The following is a 24,734-nucleotide window of genomic DNA, read 5'->3' as shown; positions in this document are numbered from 1 at the left end:
AGCGCGATGAACACATCCCCACCCCGTCCGGGCGTCCGGCGCGGCGGCCACGGCACGGCAGGGCTCCTGCGGGCCCTGCTGGCCGCCGTACTGATGCTCGGGGCCACCGGTCTGGCGGCGGCGCCGGCGGCCCATGCGGCGGGCGACCCGTGCGCCGCGCCCGTCACCAACAAGGTCGCCTGCGAGAACACCAAGCCCGGTGACCCGATGGAGGACTGGTACTCCCCGAACGCCTGGGGTGCCATCCAGGGCTTCACCACCCACGAGAGCGTCAAGGCGGGCGACACCCTCCAGTTCAAGGTGAACTCGCCCACCCCGTACACCATCGACATCTACCGGCTGGGCTGGTACCAGGGAAACCGGGCGCGCAGGATGCCCACCTCGCCCACCGCGACCTTCCCGGCCAGGACCCAGCCCAACTGCCTCTCGGACAGCTCCACCGGGCTGGTCGACTGCGGCAACTGGAGCGTCACCGCCAACTGGACGGTGCCCGCCGACGCCGTCTCCGGCCTCTACATCGCCAACATCTCGCAGGCCGACGGCACCGGGCTGATGCCCTACCCGTTCGTGGTCCGCGACGAGGGCAGCCACAGCGACATCGTGGTGCAGACCAGCGACGAGACCTGGCAGGCGTACAACACCTGGGGCGGCCAGAACCTCTACCTCGGCTCCGGGCCCGCGCCCGACGGCCGGGCGTACAAGGTGAGTTACAACCGGCCCCTGGACATCGGCGCCGACAACGGCGTCTACGGCTCCGAGTACGCCATGATCGGCTGGCTGGAGCGCAACGGGTACGACGTCAGCTACCTCTCCGGGATCGACGTCACCACCAAGGGGCTGCTGCTGCAGAACCACAAGGTGTTCATGTCCAACGGCCATGACGAGTACTGGAACCAGGCCCAGCGCGACAACGTGACCGCCGCCCGGGCGGCCGGCGTCAACCTGGCCTTCTTCTCCGGCAACGAGATGTTCTGGCGGACCCGCTTCGAGAACTCGATCGACGGCTCGGGCACCGCGTACCGGACCATGGTCAGCTACAAGGAGAGCAAACTCCAGATCCCCGGCGTGGACGGTGTGCCCGATCCCAGCGGCCAGTGGACCGGTACCTGGATGGACCCGGTCGGCGCCGGGCGCGGCGGCGGCAGGCCGCAGAACTCCGTGACCGGGCAGCTGTTCAGGGTCAACGGCTACCGCAACGACGCGATGACCGTCCCCGCCGCCTACGGCAAGCTGCGGATCTGGCGCAACACCTCGATCGCCGGCCTGCAACCCGGGCAGGTCGCCACCTTCCCGACCGGCACCCTCGGCTACGAGTGGGACGTCGACGAGGACAACGGCTCCCGGCCGCCGGGCGCCATCGACCTCTCCTCGACCACCGTCACCATCACCGACGGCACCTATCTGCTGGACAACGGCAACACCTACGGCAACGGCGTCGCCACCCACAGCCCGACCATCTACCGGGACCCGGTCTCCAAGGCACTGGTCTTCGGCGCCGGAACGGTCCAGTGGTCCTGGGGGCTCGACACGCTGCACGTGGGCAACGCCACCAACGAGGACCCCCGGATGCAGCAGGCGACCGTCAACCTGCTCGCCGACATGGGCGTCCAGCCGACCACCCTGCAGTCCGGGCTGGTCGGGGCGAGTGCCTCCACCGAACTCACCGGCCCCACCGTCACGGTGAACACCCCGGCCTCCGGCATCACCGTGCCCGTGCTCAAGCCCGTCACCGTCAGCGGCACCGCCGCCGACCTCGGCGGCGGCCAGGTCGCCCGGGTGGAGGTCTCGGTCGACGGCGGCACCACCTGGAAGGGCGCCACCGGCCTGACCGACTGGAGCTACACCTGGACACCGACCGTCCAGGGCACGGCCTCGATCCAGGTCCGCGGCATCAACGACTCCGTGAACGCCGGGACCGTCGCCACCGTCAACCTGACCGTCGGCCCGCAGCAGTGCCCCTGCACCATCTGGCCCAGCTCCGCCGTCCCGGCCCACGCCGACTCCGGCGACGCCGGGGCGATCGAGCTCGGTACCAAGTTCCGCACCACCGTCAACGGCTCCGTCACCGGCATCCGGTTCTACAAGTCCGCGCTCAACACCGGCGTCCACACCGGCAGCCTGTGGAGCACCGACGGCACCCGGCTGGCCACGGGCACCTTCACTGGTGAGACCGCCACCGGCTGGCAGCAGCTGACCTTCGCCACGCCCGTCCCGGTCAAGGCCGGCACCACCTACATCGCCTCCTACTACGCCCCGAACGGCCACTACTCCTACGACGACGGCTACTTCACCAGCCAGGGCGCCGGGATCGACCCGATCAAGGCCCTGATGGCCGGTGCCGACGGCGACAACGCGCTCTACCGCTACAACACCGGCGGCGGCTTCCCCAACTCCAGCTACCACAGCTCCAACTACTGGGTGGACGCCGTCCTCGACACCTCCGTCGACACCGTCACCCCGCCCGCCGTCACCGCGGCCACACCCGCCGACGGCGTCACCGGCGTCGCCATCACCGCGACGCCGACCGCCACCTTCAGCCACACCATCGACACCGGCACCCTCAGGTTCACCCTGACCGGGCCCGGCGGCACCCCGGTCGCCGCGAGCACCGCCTACGACTCCGCGACCGCCACCGCCACGCTGCGGCCCACCGGGCAGCTGGCGCTGAACACCGCCTACACCGCCACCGTCCAGGCCGGCGACCCCTGGGGCAACCCGATGGGCGCGCCCAGGAGCTGGACCTTCACCACCAGCGCCACCCCGCCCGCGGTCACCTGCCCCTGCTCGCTGTGGGACGCCGCCGCCGCGCCGGCCGGCATCGACTCGGGCGACGGCGCCTCGGTCGAACTGGGCACCCGGTTCAGCTCCACCATGGACGGCTGGATCACCGGCGTGCGGTTCTACAAGTCGGTCGCCAACACCGGCACCCACACCGCCACGCTGTGGAGCGGCACCGGCACCCAGCTGGCGAGCGGCACCTTCACCGGTGAGAGCGCCTCCGGCTGGCAGCAGCTGAACTTCGCCACCCCGGTGGCGATCACCGCCGGCACCAGCTACGTCGTCTCCTACCACGCTCCCAACGGCCACTACTCGGCCAGCAACGGCTACCTCGCCGCGGGCTACTCCGCGTACCCGCTGCGGGCCGCCGCCGACGGCCCCGGCAGCCCCGACGGCGTCTACAAGTACGGTGCGGGCGGCTTCCCGGCCGGCAGCTACCAGTCCACCAACTACTGGGTCGACCCGGTCTTCACCAACGTCCGGCCCGCCACCGCGGCCCAGTCCGCCGTTCTGCGGCTCGCCCTGCCGCAGAGGCCGCCGGCCGACGCGCTCGGCGGCCTGCTGAACACCCGGCCGGGCAGGGCCAACGGGCCCAGCACCGGGCTCCCGGCCCGCGAGCCGGCACCGCTCGCCCCGCCCACCGGCTCGGCCGCCCCGCTGACCCGCCGCTCGGGGTGACACCCCGCCAGTTCCGGTCCGGTCCCGCCGCGCGGCGGGACCGGACCGCTTTCCCCACCCGATCCGAGAGGACGACAGCCAAGGTGAGCACCGTGAGCGTGGTCATCCCGTGCTACAGGTACGGCCACTATCTCGCCGACTGCGTGAGCAGCGCGCTGGACGGACAACCCGGCGTGGACGTCCGGGTCCTGATCATCGACGACGCCTCGCCGGACGACTCCGCCGAGGTCGCCCGGAAGCTGGCCGCCGCCGATCCCCGGATCGAGGTGCGGGTGCACGAGACCAACAAGGGCCACATCGCCACCTACAACGAGGGCCTGCTGGAGTGGGCCGACGGCGACTACACCGTGCTGCTCTCCGCCGACGACCGGCTCACCCCGGGCGCGCTCACCCGCGCCGCCGCCCTGCTGGACGCCAATCCGCAGGTCGGCTTCGTCTACGGCCACCCCATCCACTTCCAGCACGGCAGCCCGCTGCCGCCCGCCCGCACCCGGCTGCGCGGCACCACCGTCTTCCCGGGCGGGTGGTGGCTGGAACGCCGCTTCAAGGAGGCGCACGGCTGCATCACCTCGCCCGAGGTGATGGTCCGCACCGCCCTGCAGCGGGAGGTCGGCGGCTACGACCCCGAGTTGCCGCACGCCGGGGACGTCGAGATGTGGATGCGGCTCGCCTCCCGCGCCGACGTCGGCTACGTCAGGGGGGTCGACCAGGCGTACTACCGCCGGCACGGCGAGAACATGTCCGCCACCGAGTTCGGCGGGCAGATGGACGACCTGCGGCAGAACAAGGCCGCCTACGACTCCGTGCTCGCCAAGTGCGGTGACCGGATCCCGGAGGCCCGCCGCCTCGCCGACACCGTCAACCGCAAGCTCGCCCGCCTCGCGCTGCGGCGGGCCGTCCGCGCCTACGACCGGGGCCGCACGGCCGTGGTCCCCGAGGCCGAACTGGTCGCCTTCGCCGCCGAGTGCTGGCCCGCCTACCGCTCGCTGCCCGAGTACCAGGGCCTGCGGCTGCGGCGGCGGATCGGCGCGCGGACGATGCCCTACCTGCAGCCCCTGGTGCTCACGGCCGTGGTGGCCAAGGGGCGGGAGTGGCTGTGGTGGAAGTCCTGGCGGCTACGAGGGATCTGACGCAGCCGCGGGTCGGCCAGAAAACCACCGTATTCCCGGGCGGAGAGGGAGCCCATGTTCAGCAATCTGGTGAACCGTCATGACATCTACCGCGTCGGGCGGAAGCTGCGGCGCGGCCAGCTCGAGCGGCTGGTGTCCAAGGTGCGGGTCCGCGGTACCGAGCGGGTGGTCGCCCACTGGTCCGCCGTGGACCCCTCGCTGCAGGAGTGGTGGGCGATCCCGGCCGTGGTCAGGCGCTGGAACACCTTCGCCAGCGGCGATCCCGAGACCGGGTTCCCGCGGTACGCGGCGGACAGGTGGCTGGCGGGCCGGAGCGGCCTGCGCGCGCTCTCCCTGGGCTGCGGCACCGGCGGCAACGAGGTGATCTGGGCCCGTCTCGGGGTCTTCGAGCACATCACCGGCATCGACATCTCCCCGGACCGGATCGCCTACGCCGGCGATCAGGCCAAGGAGCTCGGCCTGGACGGGGTGCTCGGCTTCCGTACCGCCGACGTCCGCGAACTGCTGGAGGCGGGCGAGAAGTACGACGTCGTGCTGGGCCTGCAGTCACTGCACCACTTCGACCGGCTCGACGAGACCATGGACAGGATCGCCGATCTGCTGAGGCCGGGCGGACTGCTGATCGTGGACGAGTTCGTCGGGCCCACCAGGTTCCAGTGGACCAGCGGCCAGCTGCGGGCGGTGGACCGACTGCTGGCCGAACTCCCGCCCGAGCGGCGCAGGATGGCGGACGGGCGGCTGAAGCGGCGGGCGGTGCGGCCGAGTCTGCTGTCGATGCGGCTGGACGACCCCTCGGAGGCCGTGGACGCGGACCGGCTGCTGCCCGCGATCCGCAACCGCTACCGGGTCCTGGAGGAACGCCCTTACGGCGGCACCGTGCTGCACGTCGCCCTCTCCGGAATCGCGCAGAACTTCCGCGACGGCGGCGCGGAGGAGGTCCGGCTGATCGAGCGGTGCTTCGCCGCCGAGGATGCCGTACTGCCCTCGCTGGGGCATGACTTCGTCTTCATGGTCTGCGAGCCCAGGACCGACCGGCGATAGGGCCCGTGACGTCGGGGCGGCACACGGGGCGGCAGCTCCGGGAGGAGGAGCTGCCGCCCCGCGATCGGGCCGTCAGTTCCGGCAGCCAGGAATGCTGTTCAGCGGGAAGCAGTTGTCGGGCCTGTTCCGGACGACGACGGTGTCGTCGAGGGTCACGGTGGAGCCGGCCTGGTTGTTGATCCCGCCGCCGTCGCGTGCGGCGGTGTTCTCGGTGACCGCGCTGTGGTGGAGGGTGAGCGTGGCGGAAGTCCCGGGGTTGGTCTGGTTGTTGATGCCGCCGCCGTCGCGGCCGGCCGAGTTCTCGTCGACCCTGGTCTCGGTCAGCGTCGCGGTTCCCGCGTTGCTGATGCCACCGCCGTCGCGCCCGGCGGTGTTGTGGTCGATCCTGCCGCCGGTGATCTCCAGGGTGTTGAACGTCCGGTTGATGATGCCGCCGCCGTCGAGGCCGGCGGTGTTGTCGGAGATGACCGTCTCCCTCAGGGTCACCCGGTCGCTGTTGGAGATGGCGCCGCCGAAGTCGTCGCGGGCGGTGTTGTGTTCGAAGGTACTGTCCTCGGCCGTGACGGTGCCGGAGGCGTTGTGGATCCCGCCGCCGTTGCTGTCGGCCTGGTTGCCGTTGATCTTGCTGTTCTTCACGGTCACGGTGCCGTTCAGCTGGTTGTAGATGCCGGCGCCGTTGGTGGCGGTGTTGCCGGAGACACTGCTGTGGACGAGGGTCACCGTCCCACCCGTGTTGTAGACGCCGCCGCCGTTGTCGTCGGCGGTGTTGCCGGTGACCTGGCTCTCCTTGAGGGTCAGCTTGCCCGCGTTGAAGATGCCGCCGCCGAGGCCGGTGCTGCCGGTGCTGACCTTGATGCCGCAGAGCGTGAGCTCGCCGCTGGTGAGCACCTCGAAGAGGCGGAACCGCGTCCCTGCGAGGGTGGACCGTACGATGCGGGTGTCCCAGCCCGTGATGGTGATCTTCCCGCTGATGGCGGGCAGCGCGTCGTCCGAGCCGTCGATCGCGTTGCCGAACGCGTAGGTGCAGTCCTTCGCCAGCTCGATCGTTCCGCCGGTTCCGGCGTCCAGCGTGTTGATGGCTGCGATCAGCCCGGCGGTGTCACCGCACGCGACGGTGGTGGCCTGGGCCGCGAACGCGACGCCGGGAGCGGCGGCCAGGCCCGTGATCAGCCCGACAGCGATCGCGGATCCCCGGAGGGACAGATGCTTCATGGAGTTCTTCCTCTGACGGCTCAAGGCCCGTGAGGAGGGCCGTGACAGCTGGGTTCACGCCGGGTGGCGGAACGGTTGTCAGGTCCCCTGGACGGGAACCGGCGGAATCGGCCGGGAAGCCCAGTTCAGCCGGATGGCACACGCCGCGGTCCGCCGTTCAGGCTGATCGCCGTCCGTCGAGGCGAACCGGCGGATGTCCCAGGGAACAGAGGAGCGAAGGAAGTTGACTGAAAAGCATATAGTCCGCGCAATGCCGGAAACTTCCGGAATCTACCGCTGCTCGCCCCAGCCGGACCAGTAGCTGTCCGGGTTGACCAGGTAGCGCACGGTCGGCACGGGCAGGTGCTGGACCCGGCGGCCGCGGCTGTAGCGGAACACCAACTCCCAGTCCTCGCGCGGGACCACCTCCGGCGGCCGCCGCAGCCGGCTGAACCGCAGGGTCCGGGTGCGCCGGGCCACCACCGCGTTGGTGTCCAGGAAGCCCTCCTCGGCCGCGTGCCGCCGGTCGAAGGGAACGGACAGCACGTCCATCTCACTGCCGTCCGGGTACAGCCGCCGCAGCGCCGTGTAGACGGCGTCCGGGCCGCCGGGAGCGGCCAACACCCCGACGGCGCGCTCCAGATGGTCGGGCTCCCACTCGTTGTCGTCGTCCAGGAAGGCGACGTACCGGGACGAGCTCAGCCGGATCCCGACGTTGCGCACCACGCCCGCCACCGCGGTGTTCCGGGCCAGACTGACCGCGAACAGCCGTGGATCGTCCGGGAGTTCCGGCAGCCCCGCGCCGTCGTCGACCACGATCACCACCTGCTCCCGCAGGGTCTGCGCCAGCGCGCTCTCCACCGCCCGCCGCAGACCCTCGGGACGCCGGTAGGTCGGGATCACCGTCGCCACCAGCGCCGACGGGCGCCGGCCCAGCTCGGCCGCGAGCCGGCGGACCTCGGCGTCCTCCCGGCGGCGCAGCCCGACGGCCGTCCAGCCCAGCACCGCCTTGTTGCGGGCCTCCATCAGCCGCAGGAAGCCGAAGGTGGTGCGCAGCACCCGCTTGGCCCGCCGGACGAACACCGCCACTACCGTTCACCCTCCAAGGCAGGCACCCGTTCCTCACGGGGCTGGGAAGCCGCCGACCCGCCGCCGCGCAGCAGCCGCAGCATCGGCAGCACCACCGGTACGTACAGCGCCAGCCCGAGAGCGGCCGCGAGACACATCCCCCACCGGGTCTGGCCGGACCACCGGTAGACCAGCAGCGACACCGCGGCCATCAGCAGCCCGCCGCCGAACGGCCGGGCGCAGGCCCGCAGCACGACCGCCCCGCCCACCCCGGCCCGGCGCATCGCCCACCAGAAGGCCGGGGCGACCAGCAGCGCCGCCACCACCAGGTGCCCCGCCCCCACACCGGAGATGCCCCAGCGGTGGGCGCCGAGCAGCAGCGCCGGGATCAGCGCCGCCAGCCACCAGCCCTGGACCGCGATCAGCGCGCTGCGCCGGTTCGCCGCGGCCAGGCAGTCGTACGCCAACTCGTAGGCGATGCGCAGCAGTCCGAGCAGCGCGAGCCAGCGCAGCGCACCGGCGGCGGGGGCCCAGCGGTCGCCGTAGATGGTCGCCACGACCGGTTCGGCGAGGGTCGCGAGCAGGACGCACGGAGGTACGGCGGCCGCCATCAGGATGCCCAGCCCCCGGCCGAAGGCGTCGGCCAGCGCCTGGCGGGAGTCGGCGACCCGCGAGAAGCCGGCGAAGGAGATCCGGCGGGCGGCCTCGGAGATGCTGCGGACCGGCCAGCTGGAGACGTTGAAGGCGAGCTGGTAGAAGCCGAGGGCGACCGGGCCGAGCAGGGCGCCGGTCACCACCGAGTCCACGTTGAGCATGGCGAGCACCAGCAGGCTGGCCCCGGCGAGCGGCAGGCCGAAGGAGATCAGCGCCCGGGCCTCGGCGGCCTTCCAGCCCGGGCGCAGCACCCCGGGCACCACGATCGCGCAGCCGGCCAGGGCGCACAGGTTGCCCGCCAGCGCGCCCCAGGCGAAGCTCAGCGCCCCGGCGCCGGACCAGGCGAGGGCGAGCGTGGTACCGGTGGTGACCAGGAAGTTGACCAGGTCGAGGACCATCCGGGCGCCCTGGCGGAACTCACGGGCGATCACCTGGTTGGGCACGCAGGCGATTCCGTCGATCACCACGGAGAAGCAGAGCACCCGCAGCATGGTCGTCGCGTCGGGCGAGCCGAGCGCACGGGCGATGGCCGGGGCGGCGGCGAACAGCAGCCCGTACAGCGTGGTGCTGGAGAGCACCGAGAGGGTGACGACGGTCGGAGCGAACTCCTTGACCTCCCGCTCCCAGCGGATGACCGCCAGACTGACGCCCATCTCGTTGGCCGACAGCAGCACCCCGAGCGCGACCATACCGGTGGCGTACAGCCCCCACTCGCGCGGACCGAGCAGGGTGCGGGCCAGCACCACCCCGGCCGCGAAGTTGCCGATCCGGATGACCACGGTGTTCAGCAGACTGAGCCGGGCACCCGCACGGACCTTGGCACCGAGGGCCTGTCCTGAGCTCATCGGGCCGCCCCGGCGGACGAGCGGAGACCGCCGAGCAGGCTGCCGCCCGCACCCAGCAGCAGGAAGAACATGCCCGCGAACATCGGGAACCCCAGCGAGTCGAAGGTGGCGCTGATGACCAGGGCCACGGCGGAGGCCGCGACGAAGCACTGGGCGAGCTCACGGGTGGCCTCGTCGCGGGCCAGGCGCCGGGAGGCCCCACCGCAGTGCACCCCGGTGAGGAAGAGCAGCAGCAGGGCGAGGAGGCCGAAGACACCCATCTCGGCGGCGGTCAGCAGGTACATGTTGTCGGTGAAGAAGTAGAGCTCGGGGATGAAGGTGCCCATGCCGTGCCCGATCCACGGCGAACTCTGCATGTAGTCCCAGATCTTGGCGTAGTCCCCGGTACGGGCCTGGGTGCTGTCGTCGGTGTTGTTGAAGAAGGAGCTGAACAGGCCGGTCAGGGTGGACAGCAGCCCCGGTACCGCCGCCCCGAGGCCGAGCACGCCCGCACCGAGCGTGCCCAGGACGGCCGCCCGCCGCCGGGGCCGCCAGGCCGGGAGCATGGCCAGCAGGGCGACGCCGACACCGATCACGCCGGTCCGCGACACCGACAGCGGCAGCGCGCCGGCGATCAGGAACACCGGCAGCCAGCGGCGCAGCAGCCCCCGGTGGTGGCGGGCCGGGTCGAAGGCCTGCTGCACGGCGAAGGGCAGCATGATCGACAGCATTCCGCTGAACTCCAGCGGCTGGGCGGTGGTCCCGCGCGGCCGGGTGAACCCGCCCCGGCTCATCGTCTCCAGCCCCGGGGCGCTGGACTGCAGACCCGGGATGTGCAGCGAGGAGGCGATGTTGGTGTCGGTGAGGAAGTCGTACCAGCCGAGCAGCGCCACGATGCTCGCGCACACCACCATCCGCCGCAGCAGCACGTCCAGCCTGGCCCGGTCGGTGATCCCGGCGGAGGCGACCACCACCAGGCCGGTCCAGGCCAGCAGCGCGATCAGCCCGCGGTCGGCGGCCTGCGTCTCCTTGGGCAGGGCGGGCCGGCCGGCGCAGGCGACGTACGCCAGCAGCACCGCGGCGCCGAACACCACCATGGCGATGCGCGGGGCATGGGTGCCGCGGGCCGGGGTGATCCGCTCGGTCAGCCAGGCGGCGAGGTACCAGAGCAGGGCGAGCAGGGCGAGCACGTTCGCCGGGGTGCCGACCCCGCCCATGCCCGGCAGCACCAGGTTGGACGGGATGAACATCGCCAGCAGGACGTAGCCGGTGAGCACCGTGACCGAGTCCATGCCCAAGGCGTTCCGGGCCGCCGCCGGGGCGGCCCGGCCCGCGGCCGGTAAGGGGCGCGGCGGAGCCTCGGCCGCGGCCTGACGATCGGTCATCCGGCCGCTACCTCCCCGCGGCCAGGGACGGCTCGGCCGCCTGCTCCAGGCTCCCGGCTCCGGCGCCGCCCCCAGCGGAGCCGGCCCGCCGCCGCTGCAGCACCCCCGCCAGGTTCTCGGCGACGAACGCGGAGAGGAAGGCCACCGCCAGACCGCCCATGGCGATCAGCGCCACGGACTGCAGCTTCTGCTTCCGCTGCGCCTGCGGCGCCTGCGGCGGGATGATCACCGTCGAGGAGATCTGCGAACCGGCCGGCGCCTTCTGCTCGGTCTGGATCGCCTTCAACTGGTCGGCGGCATAGGTGTTGAGCACCTCGATCGACTTCCTCACCCGCGCCGGGTCCGGCCCGGTCACCGTCAGGGTGAGGAAGGGGCCCATCGCGTTGTCCGCCAGCTTCACCCCGTACTCGCCGGTGAGCCCGCGGGCCTTGAGGTCCTTGGCGGACTCGTCCGAGCTCAGCCGGCGCCCGAGGAAGTCGGCGGTGACGGTCAGTGCCTGGCTGAAGCTCAGAAAGGGATTTCCGTTGTTCGGCGCCTCGGCGGCGACATCGGGCGAGTTCAACAGCGAGATGGAGCACTGCGACTGATAGGTCGTCGGCAGCACCGCGTTGGCCACCGCGGACAGCGCGACCGTGATCAGCACCATCGGCAGCGTGACGTACCAGCGTTTGCGGATCACTCGAAGGACCTCGCGCATGTCCAACACATTCTCCCCCTGGGGCCGTGGCTGACCCCAGTGTCGCAGTCGCCCCGGCCGATGCCGAGCTGGCTGTCAAGACACCCCCGCCTGAGCCTAGTTGGAACGGGCATGCGAGCGGAGAACAATCCGCGAACTGCCGCGACCGGGTTGGCGGAGGTGGCAGGATGGCCGACGGGGTGGGGTGGCGATGTCCTTTCGCGCTGTGGTGCGCGCGCTGTTGCGGCGCTGGTACGTGCTGGTGCTGGCGGCGGTGCTGACGCTGGCCGGAGCGGTGGTGGTGGCGCGGCCGCCGGTGGTGTATCGGTCCGCCGCCGTGGTGCGGATCAAGCCGCCCGAGACCCCGCAGGACCCGAGCGGGATGACGGACTTCCGCCCGTCACTGGCGGTCATCGGCGCGGCGGTGGTCACCGTCCTGAAGAGCCCCTCCGGAACGGCCGAGCTCCGGCAGGCCGGGGTGAGCGGGGAGTTCGACCTGGCCCCGCGCAACACCGGCACCACCAAGACCGAGGCGTACGTGGTCCCCACCGTGGAGATCAGCGTCAAGGGCGCCGATCCCAGGGCGGCCTCCCGCCAGGTGGATGTGATCGTCCAACACTTCGGGACGCAGCTGCGCCGGCTGCAGGACGGCAAGAACATCCCCGCGCAGCGGTACATCACCAGCGACCAGCTGGTCCCGGCCACCGCGCTGCCGGTGCTCGGCGTCAGGAGCCGCGGCCTGATGGGAGTGGCCGCACTCGGGCTGCTCGGGGGAGTGGCCTGCACCCTGTGGACCGACGAGTACCTGCGCTCGCGCGCCGGGCGGCGCCGCGCGGCGTGAGCCCCCGGGGCCCGGTCGGCGGTCCTCAACGGACGGGGCGCAGGCGCAACAGGGCCATGCGGGAGCAGAAGACGGGGATGCCGATCACATAGCGGCCGAACAGGCGGCGGGGTTCGACGGCCAGGCGGAAGAGCCATTCGAGACCGGCCCTGCGCATGGCGAGCGGAGCGCGCGGCACCTTCCCGCCGAGGTGGTCGAGCACGGCGCCGCCGTTCACGATGAGGACCGGGTGGGAGAGGGCCGCGCGCAGCCGCATGCTGACCGCCTCCTGCTTGGGCATGCCCATCGCCAGCAGGATGAGGTCGGGCTCGGTCGCGAGGGCCTGCCGCACATAGGACTCCTCGGGTGCGAAGCCCTCCTGGCTCGCGACCACGGTCAGCCCCCAGCCCTCCAGGGTGCGGCGGGCGTTGTCCAGCCACGGTGAGCGGGTGCCGAAGAGGGCGACCCGCCCGCCCCGGTAGGTGCGGCAGATCGCGGGGATGAAGTCCGTACCGTTCATGTTCCGCCCGTACGGCCGCCCGAACACCCGCATGCCCAGCTTCATCCCGATGCCGTCGCGCAGCAGCAGGTCCGAGTCCAGCAGTCCGTCCAGCATGTCCGGTCGGCGCCAGCCCAGGTTCACCGCATGGGCGTTGACGAAGGAGAGGACGAAAGGGCGCTCGGGGCGGGCGAGTTCGGCGAGCAGGCCGCGTTCGGCCGCCTCGTCCTCGATGACGCGGATGCGGTCCGTCAGCGCCTTGAAGTCGCCGGCCCGCCCGGCCGTCGCGGCTTCCCGGTTCTCCATGCTTCTCAACTCCCGTCGAGGGTGTAGACGTGCGGTTGGTAGGTGTCGAAGCGGTCGGTGAAGGTGCCGCCGGCGACGGTGAGGGTGCGGCCGTCGTCCGTGCGGATCTTCCCGCTCCAGTGGTCGGGCAGGGTGAAGGTGGCCGTGGCCGGGCCGCCTTCGGGCAGTTCGGGGGAGTCGGTGGCGACCGCCAGGATGGCGGTGCGGCCGCCGGCCCTCCGGAGGGTGGCGGTCACGGGCGCGCCCTCGGCGGCGACGCCGACCAGGACCGGCGGCGCGTTCCAGTACCCGGCGTACGCCCGGGCGTCCGCGTCCACCGTCCTGATGGCGGCCGCCGAGCGGGCGTCGCGCAGACAGGCGTCCACCTGCTGGGCCTGGGCGACGAAGGAGTGGCAGAACCAGGTCAGCCCGGTCGCGCCGTTGACCAGGGCCGCCCAGGCGGCCGCCCGCACCTGGGCGGGCGAGGCGGCCTTGGCTCCCGAGGCGGTGGCGGAGCCGCCCAGCATCTGCACCGGCGTCTCCAGGAAGACCCACACCGGCTTGCCCGGTGCCAGGGTCCGGGCCCTGGCCGCCGTGGCGGCGTACGTCCGCACCCCCTTGGTGCGGGCCGGGGAGGACGGGTCGGTGATGCCGTAGAAGTCGACCGAGACGATGTCGGCGGAGCCGGTGTAGCCGCTGAAGTCGCTCGGGCAGCCGGGACCCCGGGCGCCGCCGGCGACCCCGCTGCCGAAGTTGACCAGCACCGGCCGGGTCGGGTCCTGCTGCCGCAGGCTGTCGGCGAAGCCGGCCAGCTTCCCGGGCGGCATGCAGCCGGCGCCGGTCGCGGTGCCGTTGGGGACGTCCATGTCGGGCTCGTCCGCGAGCTGGTACCCGGCCAGGCTGTCCGCGCCGAGCCGCGCCGCCTGGGCGGCCAGCGGCAGATCGGCCGTGTCACAGGCCCACGCGGCGGCCCCGGCGGCGCCCGGTGCCGGGTCGCAGGCCTTGCCCCCGGCGATCACGGCCAGTCCGGCGGCGGCCGCGGCCCGGAGGCGGCCGTCGTCCTCCTCGGGCCAGTCCCAGAGCCCCACCAGGGTGTTGACGCCGAGTGAGGCGAAGGCGTGGGCCTCGTCGGATCCGTTGAAGGGCGTGGTCGGATCCTGCATCCACACGCCGACGGGGAACCTCCCCGGGTCCTTCCAGCGCTCGGTCGCGGGCCACCTGGACCAGTACGCGGTGGTGAAGGCGCCGGGCAGGTGGGAGGCGGAGCCGGTCGGGGCGAAGGCCACGTCGACGTAGTAGTCGGTGTTCTCGTGCGACAGGGCGGGGAAGGCCAGCGCGCCGCCCTGGGCGAAGCCGCCGCCGACCGCCGTCAGCGGGCCCGAGCCGAGGGTGACCGGGCCGCCGTCGAAGGCGTTCGGCGCGGCCGCGTAGTGCCCGGACGGCGCCAGGTACCCGGCGGTGTACGTGGCGCCCGGTGCGATCCGCACCGGGTCGGCGAACCGCGCCTGCTGCCAGCCGGCCGGGGACTCCGCGGTGAAGGTGGCGCGCGCCAGCTCCCTGCCCCGGGCGTCCCAGAGCGCACCGATGTGCGTCCCCGTGTTGCCGGGCCCCTTGTAGAAGCGGACGCCGGTCACCAGTCCGGGCAGCGTCGTGGTGAAGCGGACGCCCAGCGTGGTGGCGGCCGGGTCGGCGAACGCCGGTGTGGCGGGTTCGGCCGCGCCGAACATGGTGGTGGTCGGCCCGACCGGTCCGCCGGGTGAGGGCGGGGCCGGCCTGGGGGCGGTGCCGCTGCAGGCGGGAAGCGTCGCCAGGGCCAGGCCCAGCAGCGCCGCGAGCAGGGGGCGGGTACGGCTGCGCACGCGGATCTCCTCGTCGGGTCGGAAGGACCGACCTCAGCCCGCCGCCGGCCCTTCGACCAGCTCGCGCAGCTCGGCCGCGCGCCGCTCCCAGGAGTCGCGCTCCACCGCTGCCCGGCGCCGCCGCGCCGCCTGCGCGTCCTCGCTCGCGGCGGCCGCCAGCAGCGCACCGACGGCCCCGCTGAACTCCCCGGCGGTCCGGGCGATGGACAACTGGTCCGCGTAGCGCCGTACTTCGGGGAAGTCGGTGGTCACCACCGGCAGGCCCAGGGCCAGGTACTCCTTGAGCTTGATCGGGTTGCAGTGCCGGACCCAGTCGTTGTCCAGCCACGGCATCAGCGCGACGTCGAACCCCCGCCCGTAGGAGGGGATCTCGGTGTACGGACGGAAGCCGAGGTGGTGGACGTTCGGCAGGGCGGTGAGCGCGCCCAGGTCGTGGGTGGTGTCGCCGATCAGCACCAGCTGGGCGTCCGGGTGCTCCTTGGCCACCCGGGCCAGCAGGTCGAAGTCGACGATGAAGTCGTCCAGCGCGCCGAAGAAGCCGATCCTCGGGTGCGGGATCGCCGCCAGATCGGCCGGCTCCGCCGCGCCCTCGGCGGTGAAGTGCTCCAGGTCCACGCCGTGGTCCAGGAACACCGCCCGGTCACGGGTGAGTTCGCGCTCGGCGGCCATCAACTCGCCGCTGACGTAGAGCACATGGTCGGCGGTGGCCATCAGCCGCCGCTCCAGCACCTCGATGAAGGAGGTCTCGGCCTCGGGGAAGGCGGAGTGCCGGTCCGAGCGGTTGTAGACCAGGGTGCGGTGCGGCAGGTGCTCCACCACATCGGCCGCGGTCGGCATGGTCACCATGCAGACGTCCGTGGACATCCGCAGACTCCGGGCGGCCAGCCGGACCTGCAGCGCGATCAGCCGGGCGTTGAGCGCGCGGGCGAGGCGGCTGCCGTAGAAGGGCAGCAGCACCGGGGTCATCACCGCGAAGCCCGGCAGACCGGGCACCGGGCGCTGCACCTTGCGGGCCATGCTCCGCGCCTTGCGCAGGATCCGCCGCAGCGGTTGCGAGGTCCGCCCGGGCACCGGCATCCGCATCGCGATGCTGTTCACGAACAGGACCGGCCGCTGCTCCGCCAGCTTCAGCATCAACTGCACATCGGAGTGCGCCCGGTTGTGGTACCACCAGTCCTGCCCCGCGAAGCACACATATCCGGCACGTCCGGCAGACGCCACGTTCCATCCCCCCACGATCGGAATCACCGACTTCGAACCCCCGCGCCAGGCTAGCCGAACCGGTCCACCCTGGAGGGCAGGAACAGATTTCCCGTCCTGTTCGGATAACTGACTGTCAATCAGCTGATTCGAAGGCCGGCGAGGGCCGGGCGGGGCGCCGGTGGTCCGGGGAGCACCGGCCGAGGGGGAGCCGGTCCTGAGTCGCGGCGGCGCACATGTCCTGCACCTCCGGCGGACGGGGTGGCCCCAACCTGCACGACCGGAGCCATCGCCTCCGACTCCTTCGCCGAACGGTGTGGACCGGTGCTGCCCGGCGGTCTGACGTGGATTTCTGTCGGCCGGGGGTATCTGTCGCGGTGTCAGCCGGTCCGAGCGGTTAGAAGTCGGCGGAAAATTTTTACGGTGGCCCGCGCACTCTCGACACGCCGGGCCCGAACTGCGGACTTGACCGGCCCTTGGTGATCTCCGCGGGTACCCGCCCGCCGGGCGGCGCTCGAACCCCCTTGTCCCGGAGTCCGTTCATGCGCTGGAATGCGGGCCTGTCGGGGCGGGTGTTCCAGGATTTGTGCATGCGTCCGGCCTTGTGCGTGTGCTCGGACTCGGCTCCTGACATCGCATCAGATGAAGGGATGTTAATGATCCGTCGGCATAAACCGCAGCTGGCAGCGGTCACCCTCGCCGCCGCCGTCTCCATGGCGCTGGCCAGCGGGGCCACCGCCTGGAGCGCGTCACCGCCCGCCACGCCCGAGGCCGCCGACAGCGGCGCTCCGGCCCCGGTCATCGTGATCCTCAAGGACCAGCTCCCCAGCGCCCCTGCCGACTCGGGGCACCTGAACGAGCGCAAGAAGCAGGCCGCATCCGCGCAGGCCCCGCTGCTGGCCAGGGTCAAGGCCCAGGGCGGCACCGGCATCAAGAGCTTCGTGGTCGGCAACGCCTTCTCGGCGACCGTGAGCCCGGCACTGCGGGCCGCGCTCGCCGCGGACCCGGCGGTCGCCTCGGTGGTCCCCGACCAGACGGTCACGGTGACCCCGACGGGCCCGGCCGCCCCGGTCGACACCAAGGGCGGCAAGGGAGCCAGGGCCCCGAAGGCCCTGACCACCCCGGACGCCACCCCGAACGCCGCCGCGGGCAAGGCCTCGGACGGCGGGACGGGCGAGGGTGCGATCTGCCCGAGCGACCCGGACAAGCCGCTGCTGGAGCCGGAGGCGCTGTACACCACCCATGTGCAGGGCACCAAGGGCTCGCCCGGCGCGAGCGAGATCGCGGACGGCAAGGGCGTCAAGGTCGCGTACATCGCCGACGGCCTGGACCCTGACCACCCGGACTTCATCCGGCCCGACGGCTCACACGCGGTCATCGACTACAAGGACTTCTCCGGTGACGGCTGGGACGCGCCGAGCGGTGCGGGCGAGGCCTTCGGCGACGCCTCCGCGATGATCGCGCAGGGCCGGCAGAGCTACGACCTGTCGAAGTTCGTCAACCCGAGCCACCCGCTGCCGGCCGGCTGCAACATCCGGATCCAGGGCATGTCGCCCGGCGCCTCGCTGGTCGCGCTGAAGGCGGGCGGCGAGACCTTCCCGAACTCCGCGATCCTGCAGTCGATCGACTACGCGGTCTCGGTGGCCCACGTCGACGTGCTGAACGAGTCCTTCGGCAGCAACGTCGCCCCGGACAGCGGCGCGCACGACACCATCTCGCTCTTCAACGACCAGGCCGCGGCGGCCGGTGTGACCGTCACGGTGTCCAGCGGCGACGCGGGCATCAACGGCACCGTCGGCACCCCGGCGACCGACCCCAAGGTGATCTCGGTCGGCGCCTCCACCGACAACCAGTCCTACCTGCAGACCGGTTACGCCGCCGCGCAGTTCTCCAACGGCACCTGGTCCAACAGCCGGATCTCCGCGCTCTCCTCGGGCGGCATCACCCAGGGCGGCCGGACCGTCGACCTGGTGGCCCCCGGCGAGTCCGACTGGGCGCTGTGCGGTCCCGACACCAGCAAGTACACCGACTGCACCGACTTCAAGGGCCAGGGCAGCTCGATCCAGCCCTTCGGCGGGACCAGCCAGTCCGCGCCGATGACCGCCGGTGCCGCCGCCGACGTGATCCAGGCGTACCGGGACAGCCACAAGGGCGCCTCCCCGTCGCCCGCGCTGGTCAAGGCCTTCCTGACCGGTACCGCCGCCGACCTCGGCCTGCCGGCCCAGGAGCAGGGCGCCGGTCTGCTGAACGTCCGCGCCGCCGTCGAGGCCGCCCGCGGCTACCACAGCCCGGACGGTGCCAAGGACAGCTCCACGGTCGCCGTCACCACCGGCCAGATCGACCTGACCGGCCACGCGGGCCAGACCCACACCGCGGCCGTCGACGTGGTCAACACCAGCAGCAGCCCGCAGACCGTCAGCGCGGCCACCCGCACCTTCGCCCCGCTGGGCTCCTCCCACCAGGACGTGCCGCTGAACTCGGCCACCGACCCGACCTTCAGCTACGCCACCAACGGCGCCACCTGGGTGCACCACGACCTGACCTTCACCGTCCCGTCCGGCGCCGACCGGCTGGCGGCCTCGATAGCGTGGCCCGGCGCGCCGCAGAAGTCCGGCAGCAGCACGGTCACCCCGGTGGTCCGGATGACCCTGCTGGACCCGTCCGGGCGGCTGGAGGCCAACACCCGCCCGCAGGGCGGTGCGGTCTCGGCCAACTTCGCCGTCGTGGACGTCCCGCACCCGGTCGCCGGGACGTGGAAGGCGATCCTCTACACCCCCGCGGGCGGCAACGGCTTCACCGGCAAGGTCCAGCTGGACACCTCGTTCCAGCGGGCCGTCCCGGCCGGTGCGGTGAGCCCGCAGGTCACCACGCTGGCGCCGGGTCAGAGCAAGACCCTGCACGTCCGGCTGACCACGCCCACCACCAGCGGTGACAGCGACCAGTCGGTCACCATCGCCAGCTCCAACGGCCGCACCACCAGCGTGCCGGTCATCCTGCGCACCCTGGTCGACCTGAACGGCACCACCGGCTCCTTCACCGGCACCATCACCGGTGGCAACGCCCGTGAGGCCTCGCCCGCGCAGAGCTTCACCTACGCCTTCGACGTGCCGAAGGGCCACCGCGACCTGCGGGTCGGCCTGACCCTCGGCAAGGACCCGAACGTGCTCCTGCAGGGCGTTCTGATCAGCCCGAACGGCACCCCGATCGACGTCGAGAGCAACGCGCTGTTCGACGCGAGCGGGAACGTGTCCGGCACGGCCGCGGGCCTGTCGACGACCACGATCAACCCGGTCCCCGGCCGCTGGCGGTTCGCCCTGGTGGTCCTCAACCCGGTCAGCGGCACCGAGCTCAGCCAGCCGTTCACCGGCACCATCGGCCTCGACCGGAACAAGGCCGACGCCGCGCTGCCGGGCAGCACCAGGACCAGGCTGGCCGCGGGCAAGGCCACCACGGTGACGGTCACGTACACCAACAACACCGAGGCCACCCAGGTCATCCAGGCCGACGGCCGGCTGAACCGGAAGGTCGACCTGCCGCTGGTGCCGCAGGGCGCCTCCGAGACCGTCGCCCTGCCGCTCGGCCCGAACAGCCAGGTCCCCGGCTTCCTGGTCCCGCCGGGAACCGACCGGCTGACCGCGGTCGCGGCCTCGACCACCCCCGCGCAGGTGGAGCTCTCCGGCGTCACCGGCTCGCCCGACCTGTTCGGCGACCTGAAGAAGGCCCAGGACGGCTCGACCATCTCGGTCGCCCAGAGCGTCGGTACGGCCGCCCAGCCGATCGCCCCCGGCCTCTGGAGCACCTCGGTCCAGCAGATCGGCCCGTTCCCGAACTCGGGCGCACCGGCGGGCAGTTCCACCATCACCGCGACCGCGCACACCCTGGCGTTCGACCCGGCGATCAGCTCCAGCACCGGTGACCCGTACGCCCTCGCGGTGGACACCGGTGCCAGGGCGACCGCCCCGGTCACCGTCAAGCCGGGTGCCACCGGCACCATCCAGGTCACGGTCACCCCGACCGCCCCCAAGGGCAGCACCGTCTCGGGCGTCCTGTACCTGGTCACCACCCCGCACAGCGTGCCCACCGCCAACAACCAGATGGGCACCACCGGTTCGGTCCTGGCGGCGATTCCGTACAGCTACACCGTCAACTGACACCACGCCGGACCCGGCGCGCCGAGGCTGCCCCCGTTCAACGGGGGCAGCCTCGGCTGCTGTAGCTGTGCGCAGGGCCGCCCTCAGCGGGCGGCAGCCACCGGGGTGCCCAGGGCGGCACTCTGGCGGACGGCCGCGTCGACGGTCTGGTCGATCAGTACCGCGATGGTCATCGGCCCGACCCCGCCCGGCACCGGAGTGACCAGCCGGGCCTTGGCCATCGCCTCCTCGAAGTCCACATCGCCCACGTTGCCGGGGTTGTAACCCGCGTCGATCACCACCGCACCGGGCTTGAGGTGCTCGCCCCTGATGAACCGCGGCTTGCCGACCGCGGCCACCACGATGTCCGCCGTGGCGAGCACGGCGGGCAGATCGACGGTCCTGGAGTGGCAGTAGGTGACGGTCGCGTCGCGGCCCAGCAGCAGCATGCCCATCGGCTTGCCGAGGATCGGGCTGCGCCCGACCACCACCGCGTGCCGCCCGCGCGGGTCCACCCCGTACGCGTCCAGCAGCCGCATGATCCCGCCCGGCGTGCAGGAGACGAATCCCTGGTGGCCGAACGCCATGTTCGCGAAGGAGGCCATGGTCACCCCGTCGACGTCCTTGGCCGGGTCGATCGCCTCGAACGCGGCCCGCTCGTCGATGTGGGCCGGTACCGGGTGCTGCAGCAGGATGCCGTGCACGGTCGGATCGGCGGACAACTCCCGGATGACGGCGACCAGTTCCTCCGTGGTGGTGGCGGCCGGCAGCGGTACGTGGCGCGACTCGACGTCGGCCTTGGCGCAGCGGTTGCGCTTCATCGCGACGTAGGTGACCGAGGCCGGGTCCTCACCGACCAGCACGGTCGCCAGGCACGGCCGCACCCCGGTCTCCGCCGCCAGGCGCCGGGCTCGCTCGGCGGCGCGCTCGACGGTCTCACGGGCCAGGTCGGTACCGGTCATCAACTCTGCGGTCACGGGCACTCCCAGGGTCGGGAAACGGGATCGCCCAGGCGCGCGGCTTCGAACTGAAGGCGGATCGCTCCCCGGTGGTGCCCCACCCAAGCGCCAGTCACGGCCCGCGCGGCCATCATAACCACCCCGGTGGCGGCGCGGGGCCGGCCGCGGCGGCCGGCCGGCACCCCCGTGGTGGGAGGTGCCGGCCGGTGAGGTGCCGGTCAGTCCACCGAGGCGTTGTAGCTGTCGATGGCGGGCTGGAGTTCCCTGGCGGCGTCGGCGAGTGCCTGCTGCGCGCTCTTGGCGCCGCTGATGGTCTGCTCGATGGCGGTCTCGACTCCCTTGCGGGCCTGGGGCATCACACCGAGCAGGCAGCCCGCGGTGGCGGGGGTGGGCTTGGTGCTGTGGAGTTCGTCGATGGCGGTCTGGAACTGGGGGTACTTGGCCAGCCACTCCTTGTCCCTGGGGTCGTCCAGGGCCTTGCTGTTGACCGGGAAGTAGCCGGTGCCGGTGTGCCAGACGGCCTGCTGGGCGGGCTCGTCGAGGAACTTGGCGAACTCCCAGGAGGCGCGCTGCTCGGCCGCCGAGTGCCCGGGGCCGTCGATCCACAGCGAGGCACCGCCGATCACCGGTCCGCCCTGGTCGGCGGCGGTGAGCTGCGGGTAGGGGGCGGTGGCGACGGTGAACTTGGCGGCCTCGGTGTAGCCGCGCAGCACTCCGGTGGACTCCAGGTGCATCGCGACCTTCCCGGCCTTGAAGGCGGCCTGGGCGTCGGCCGTGACCCGGCCGGTGTTGGCCGCGTACCCGCCCTTGACCAGGTCGGCCCACCACTGGACGGCCTGCGCGCCCTGCGCGGAGTCGAACTGCACCTTGCCGGCCTTCTTGGTGCGGCCGTTGTCCTGGTCGCAGTACAGGGTGCCGGACTCGGCGATCAGCTCCTCCACGAACCAGCCGTAGACCGCCGCACCGAAGCCGTAGCGCACGGTCTGCCCGTTCGCGTCCTTCTTGGTCAGCTTCTTCGCCGCCTCGCCGAGTTCGGCGAGCGTCCGGGGCGGCTTGGCCGGGTCCAGGCCGGCCTCCTTGAAGGCGTCCGCGTCGAGGTAGAGCAGCGGCATCGAGGAGTTGAACGGCATCGAGGCCAGCTTGCCGCCGGCGGTGTAGTAGTTGCGGATGTTGGGCTCGAGGTCGTCCAGCTTGTAGCCGTCCTTGTCCGCGAAGGACTGGGCGGGGACGGTCTGCCTGGAGTCGATCATGAACCGGGTGCCGATGTCGTAGACCTGCACCAGCGAGGGCGTGGCCTTCTGCTGCACCGAGGCCTTGTACTTGGCGATGACGTCGTCGTAGGTGCCCTGGAACAGCGGCTTCACCTCGATCTTCCCCCGGTGGGCGGCGTTGAAGGCGTCCACCAGTGAGGTCAGCACGGTGGCGTTCTGACCGGTCATCGCATGCCAGAAGGTGACGGTGGTGACGCCCTTCGCCTGGTCCAGCGCGTCCGCACCGGGGGCGGAGCCGTCGCTGGAGGAGCCCTCGGAGGAGGAGGAACCGCAGGCGGTCAGGGCGAGGGCGGCCGCCGCCAGACCGGCGGCCAGTCTGAGATTCCACTTGCTCATGGGTCGGGTCACTGCCTCTCGGGAGAAGGGGGTTCAGCGGATGGCGCCGGCGGTCAGCCCGCGGACGATGAAGCGCTGGCCGAACACCACCAGCGCGAGGGTCGGCAGCAGCGAGAGCACCACTCCGGCGAGGATCAGCCCGGGGTCGGCCCGCTCGGCGTCCCGCAGCCCGGCCAGCCCGATCTGCAGGGTCTGCATCTGGGCGGTACGGGTGATGATCAGCGGCCAGAAGTACTGGTTCCAGGCGGAGAGGAAGACGTAGATCGCGATCGCCGCCAGCGAGGGCTTGTTCAGCGGCACCAGGATCCGCCACAGGAACCGCCAGTGGCCGGCCCCGTCGATCCGGGCGGCGTCCCGCAGTTCGGCCGGGAACTGCCGGAACGACTGCCGCAGCATGAACGTCCCGAAGCCCGAGGCCAGGAACGGCAGGATCAGCCCGAAGTACGTGTTGCTCAGCCCCCACTCCGACAGCGTCAGGTAGTTGGGGATGATCACGGCCTCCCACGGCACCATCAGCGTGGCCAGGAACACCCCGAACACCGCCGCCCGCCACCGCAGCGGCAGGAAGACGAAGGCGTACGCGGCCAGGACCGAGGTGAGCAGCTGCGCCAGTGTGATCGCTCCCGCCGTGACGGCCGAGTTGAGGTACTGCCGCCCGAGCGGGATCACCTCGACGGCACCGGTGAAGTTCCGGCCGGTGACCGAGTGCGGCACCAGCGCCGGCGGGTAGGAGGAGAGTTCGGACGGGCCCATGAAGGCCCCGGCGAAGGCGTAGTACACCGGGAAGGCGACGGTCACCACCGCCACGCCCAGCAGCGCGTAGACGGCGGCCCGGCCCGCCAGCTCCCTCGCTCTGCCGGTGCTCACGCGGGTGGTGCGGGCCTGGGTGAGGATGTGGCCGGTCGTGGTCACGCGTAGTGCACCTTCCGCTCCAGGACTCCGAACTGGACGCCCGTGCAGGCGAGGACGACGACCAGCAGCACCACCGCCTGGGCGCTCGCGGTGCCGAAGTCGCTCGACCCGTAGGCGAAGGCCTTCTCGTAGACCGAGTACACGAGCGTGCGGGTGGCGCCGTCCGGGCCGCCGAGGGTCAGGACGTGGATCTGGCCGAAGCTCTGCAGGGCGTTGACGGTGGAGACCACGATCAGGAAGAACAGGTGCGGCCCGAGCAGCGGCACGGTGATGCTCCTGGCCATCCGCCAGCCCGTGGCACCGTCCAGTCTGGCCGCCTCGACGGTCTCCTGCGGGATAGAGCCGACTCCGGCGGAGAGCACCAGCACGTTGTAGCCGAGATTCAGCCAGACCGTCGCGGCACTGACCGAGAGCAGCGCGTACCGCTGGTCGGTGAGCCAGCCGACCGGGCCCGTGCCGAGCTGGGACAGCAGCCCGTTCAGCACCCCGATCGCCGGGTTGAAGAAGACCGAGAACACCACCGAGGCGCTGGCCACCGAGAACGCGAACGGCAGCGCGAAGGCGGAGCGCAGCCAGCGCACCCCGCGCACCCGGCTCTCCAGCAGCAGCACCAGGCCGAGTGCGCCGAACACGCCCGGCAGCACGGTCAGCAGGACGAACAGCAGGGTGGTGACCAGGGTCTTGTGGAACTCGGCGGAGGCCAGCAGATCGGTGTAGTGCCGCAGCCCGACGTACCGCGACGGCGCACCGAACAGATCGTTGCCGTGGGTGCTCAGATACAGCGTGCGGCCCAGCGGGTAGCCGATGAACAGCGCGAAGACCGCCAGCGAGGGCAGTAGGAAGGCCCAGGCCAGCGCGCGGTCACCCCAGGTGCGCGGGCCGCGCCCTGTGCTCGTCGCCGATCCCGTCGAGCGGGTCGGCCCGGGGGGTCTCGTGGTGCCGGTCGATCCGGCAGGTCCGGGCATGGGGCATCCGCCTCTCCTCGCAAAGCGCTTGGCCGAAACCGTGTCGTGCTTGAACGGCGCGGCGGCCACCACG

The 24,734-nt window shown here is 72.0% G+C and carries 17 protein-coding genes and 1 riboswitch; of the genes, 5 read left to right on the top strand and 12 right to left on the bottom strand.

Annotated features, from left to right (window positions below; genetic code table 11):
- The first annotated feature begins 6 nt into the window (after positions 1 to 6).
- From ACSMTC_RS08140 to ACSMTC_RS08130, 3 genes are all read left to right on the top strand, one after another.
- Complete coding sequence (locus tag ACSMTC_RS08140) at positions 7 to 3,456, top strand: DUF4082 domain-containing protein (protein ID WP_436558972.1); 3,450 nt, start codon at positions 7 to 9, stop codon at positions 3,454 to 3,456.
- Between the two features lie 83 nt (positions 3,457 to 3,539).
- On the top strand, positions 3,540 to 4,586 hold the full coding sequence (locus ACSMTC_RS08135; RefSeq protein WP_436558971.1) for a glycosyltransferase family 2 protein: 1,047 nt from the start codon (positions 3,540 to 3,542) through the stop codon (positions 4,584 to 4,586).
- A 54-nt stretch (positions 4,587 to 4,640) separates the two neighbouring features.
- Entirely contained in the window at positions 4,641 to 5,627 is a 987-nt protein-coding gene (locus tag ACSMTC_RS08130; protein ID WP_436558970.1) for a class I SAM-dependent methyltransferase, read from the top strand.
- 72 nt (positions 5,628 to 5,699) lie between these two features.
- Here ACSMTC_RS08130 and ACSMTC_RS08125 read toward each other — a convergent pair whose 3' ends face one another.
- The 5 genes from ACSMTC_RS08125 to ACSMTC_RS08105 form a co-directional block, all read right to left on the bottom strand.
- On the bottom strand, positions 5,700 to 6,839 hold the full coding sequence (locus ACSMTC_RS08125) for a hypothetical protein (RefSeq protein WP_436558969.1): 1,140 nt from the start codon (positions 6,837 to 6,839) through the stop codon (positions 5,700 to 5,702).
- Positions 6,840 to 7,109: 270 nt separating this feature from the next.
- Complete coding sequence (locus ACSMTC_RS08120) at positions 7,110 to 7,907, bottom strand: glycosyltransferase family 2 protein (RefSeq protein WP_436558968.1); 798 nt, start codon at positions 7,905 to 7,907, stop codon at positions 7,110 to 7,112.
- Positions 7,907 to 9,385, bottom strand: coding sequence for an oligosaccharide flippase family protein (locus tag ACSMTC_RS08115; RefSeq protein WP_436558967.1), 1,479 nt, complete (start codon positions 9,383 to 9,385; stop codon positions 7,907 to 7,909). Before ACSMTC_RS08115 ends, ACSMTC_RS08120 begins: the two co-directional genes overlap by 1 nt.
- On the bottom strand, positions 9,382 to 10,749 hold the full coding sequence (locus ACSMTC_RS08110; protein WP_436558966.1) for an O-antigen ligase family protein: 1,368 nt from the start codon (positions 10,747 to 10,749) through the stop codon (positions 9,382 to 9,384). The genes ACSMTC_RS08115 and ACSMTC_RS08110 overlap by 4 nt, the downstream gene beginning before the upstream one ends.
- 7 nt (positions 10,750 to 10,756) lie before the next feature.
- Entirely contained in the window at positions 10,757 to 11,446 is a 690-nt protein-coding gene (locus ACSMTC_RS08105; protein WP_436558965.1) for a YveK family protein, read from the bottom strand.
- Positions 11,447 to 11,636: 190 nt separating this feature from the next.
- Here ACSMTC_RS08105 and ACSMTC_RS08100 point away from each other — a divergent pair, with 190 nt between their 5' ends.
- A complete protein-coding gene (locus ACSMTC_RS08100) occupies positions 11,637 to 12,266 on the top strand; it encodes a GumC domain-containing protein (protein ID WP_436558964.1) in 630 nt (209 codons plus the stop codon).
- A 25-nt stretch (positions 12,267 to 12,291) separates the two neighbouring features.
- Here ACSMTC_RS08100 and ACSMTC_RS08095 read toward each other — a convergent pair whose 3' ends face one another.
- The 3 genes from ACSMTC_RS08095 to ACSMTC_RS08085 are packed head-to-tail and all read right to left on the bottom strand — an operon-like array spanning position 12,292 to position 16,109.
- Entirely contained in the window at positions 12,292 to 13,050 is a 759-nt protein-coding gene (locus ACSMTC_RS08095) for a WecB/TagA/CpsF family glycosyltransferase (protein ID WP_436558963.1), read from the bottom strand.
- Between the two features lie 5 nt (positions 13,051 to 13,055).
- Entirely contained in the window at positions 13,056 to 14,888 is a 1,833-nt protein-coding gene (locus ACSMTC_RS08090) for a DUF4082 domain-containing protein (protein WP_436558962.1), read from the bottom strand.
- A 33-nt stretch (positions 14,889 to 14,921) separates the two neighbouring features.
- Entirely contained in the window at positions 14,922 to 16,109 is a 1,188-nt protein-coding gene (locus ACSMTC_RS08085) for a glycosyltransferase (protein WP_436558961.1), read from the bottom strand.
- A 635-nt stretch (positions 16,110 to 16,744) separates the two neighbouring features.
- On the opposite strand from ACSMTC_RS08085, the gene ACSMTC_RS08080 reads away from it, so the two are divergent.
- Entirely contained in the window at positions 16,745 to 20,239 is a 3,495-nt protein-coding gene (locus ACSMTC_RS08080) for a S8 family serine peptidase (protein ID WP_436558960.1), read from the top strand.
- Positions 20,240 to 20,322: 83 nt separating this feature from the next.
- Here the strand turns inward: ACSMTC_RS08080 and ACSMTC_RS08075 are convergent, their stop codons facing one another.
- From ACSMTC_RS08075 to ACSMTC_RS08060, 4 genes are all read right to left on the bottom strand, one after another.
- Entirely contained in the window at positions 20,323 to 21,180 is an 858-nt protein-coding gene (locus ACSMTC_RS08075; protein ID WP_436564622.1) for a bifunctional 5,10-methylenetetrahydrofolate dehydrogenase/5,10-methenyltetrahydrofolate cyclohydrolase, read from the bottom strand.
- 37 nt (positions 21,181 to 21,217) lie between these two features.
- Positions 21,218 to 21,303: riboswitch (ZMP/ZTP riboswitch) on the bottom strand.
- Between the two features lie 92 nt (positions 21,304 to 21,395).
- A complete protein-coding gene (locus ACSMTC_RS08070) occupies positions 21,396 to 22,784 on the bottom strand; it encodes an ABC transporter substrate-binding protein (RefSeq protein ID WP_436558959.1) in 1,389 nt (462 codons plus the stop codon).
- Between the two features lie 33 nt (positions 22,785 to 22,817).
- The gene (locus ACSMTC_RS08065; RefSeq protein ID WP_436558958.1) at positions 22,818 to 23,696 is read right to left on the bottom strand and encodes a carbohydrate ABC transporter permease; all 879 of its coding nucleotides are present in this window, start codon (positions 23,694 to 23,696) and stop codon (positions 22,818 to 22,820) included.
- A complete protein-coding gene (locus ACSMTC_RS08060; RefSeq protein WP_436558957.1) occupies positions 23,693 to 24,661 on the bottom strand; it encodes a carbohydrate ABC transporter permease in 969 nt (322 codons plus the stop codon). Before ACSMTC_RS08060 ends, ACSMTC_RS08065 begins: the two co-directional genes overlap by 4 nt.
- Between the last annotated feature and the right edge of the window lie 73 nt (positions 24,662 to 24,734).

Source organism: Kitasatospora sp. HPM-01-4, from assembly GCF_051374625.1.
Lineage (GTDB): Bacteria > Actinomycetota > Actinomycetes > Streptomycetales > Streptomycetaceae > Kitasatospora.
Note: the sequence above shows the minus strand (reverse complement) of the source record. Positions and strands in the feature narration are given on the sequence as shown.

What these genes read in the sequence shown, in the direction of transcription:
- ACSMTC_RS08140 (WP_436558972.1), top strand. Translation starts at nt 7, where the DNA reads ATGAACACATCCCCACCCCGTCCGGGCGTCCGGCGCGGCGGCCACGGC.
- ACSMTC_RS08130 (WP_436558970.1), top strand. Translation starts at nt 4,641, where the DNA reads ATGTTCAGCAATCTGGTGAACCGTCATGACATCTACCGCGTCGGGCGG.
- ACSMTC_RS08125 (WP_436558969.1), bottom strand. Translation starts at nt 6,839, where the DNA reads ATGAAGCATCTGTCCCTCCGGGGATCCGCGATCGCTGTCGGGCTGATC.
- ACSMTC_RS08115 (WP_436558967.1), bottom strand. Translation starts at nt 9,385, where the DNA reads ATGAGCTCAGGACAGGCCCTCGGTGCCAAGGTCCGTGCGGGTGCCCGG.
- ACSMTC_RS08110 (WP_436558966.1), bottom strand. Translation starts at nt 10,749, where the DNA reads ATGACCGATCGTCAGGCCGCGGCCGAGGCTCCGCCGCGCCCCTTACCG.
- ACSMTC_RS08105 (WP_436558965.1), bottom strand. Translation starts at nt 11,446, where the DNA reads ATGCGCGAGGTCCTTCGAGTGATCCGCAAACGCTGGTACGTCACGCTG.
- ACSMTC_RS08100 (WP_436558964.1), top strand. Translation starts at nt 11,637, where the DNA reads ATGTCCTTTCGCGCTGTGGTGCGCGCGCTGTTGCGGCGCTGGTACGTG.
- ACSMTC_RS08095 (WP_436558963.1), bottom strand. Translation starts at nt 13,050, where the DNA reads ATGGAGAACCGGGAAGCCGCGACGGCCGGGCGGGCCGGCGACTTCAAG.
- ACSMTC_RS08080 (WP_436558960.1), top strand. Translation starts at nt 16,745, where the DNA reads ATGATCCGTCGGCATAAACCGCAGCTGGCAGCGGTCACCCTCGCCGCC.
- ACSMTC_RS08075 (WP_436564622.1), bottom strand. Translation starts at nt 21,180, where the DNA reads ATGACCGGTACCGACCTGGCCCGTGAGACCGTCGAGCGCGCCGCCGAG.
- ACSMTC_RS08070 (WP_436558959.1), bottom strand. Translation starts at nt 22,784, where the DNA reads ATGAGCAAGTGGAATCTCAGACTGGCCGCCGGTCTGGCGGCGGCCGCC.
- ACSMTC_RS08060 (WP_436558957.1), bottom strand. Translation starts at nt 24,661, where the DNA reads ATGCCCGGACCTGCCGGATCGACCGGCACCACGAGACCCCCCGGGCCG.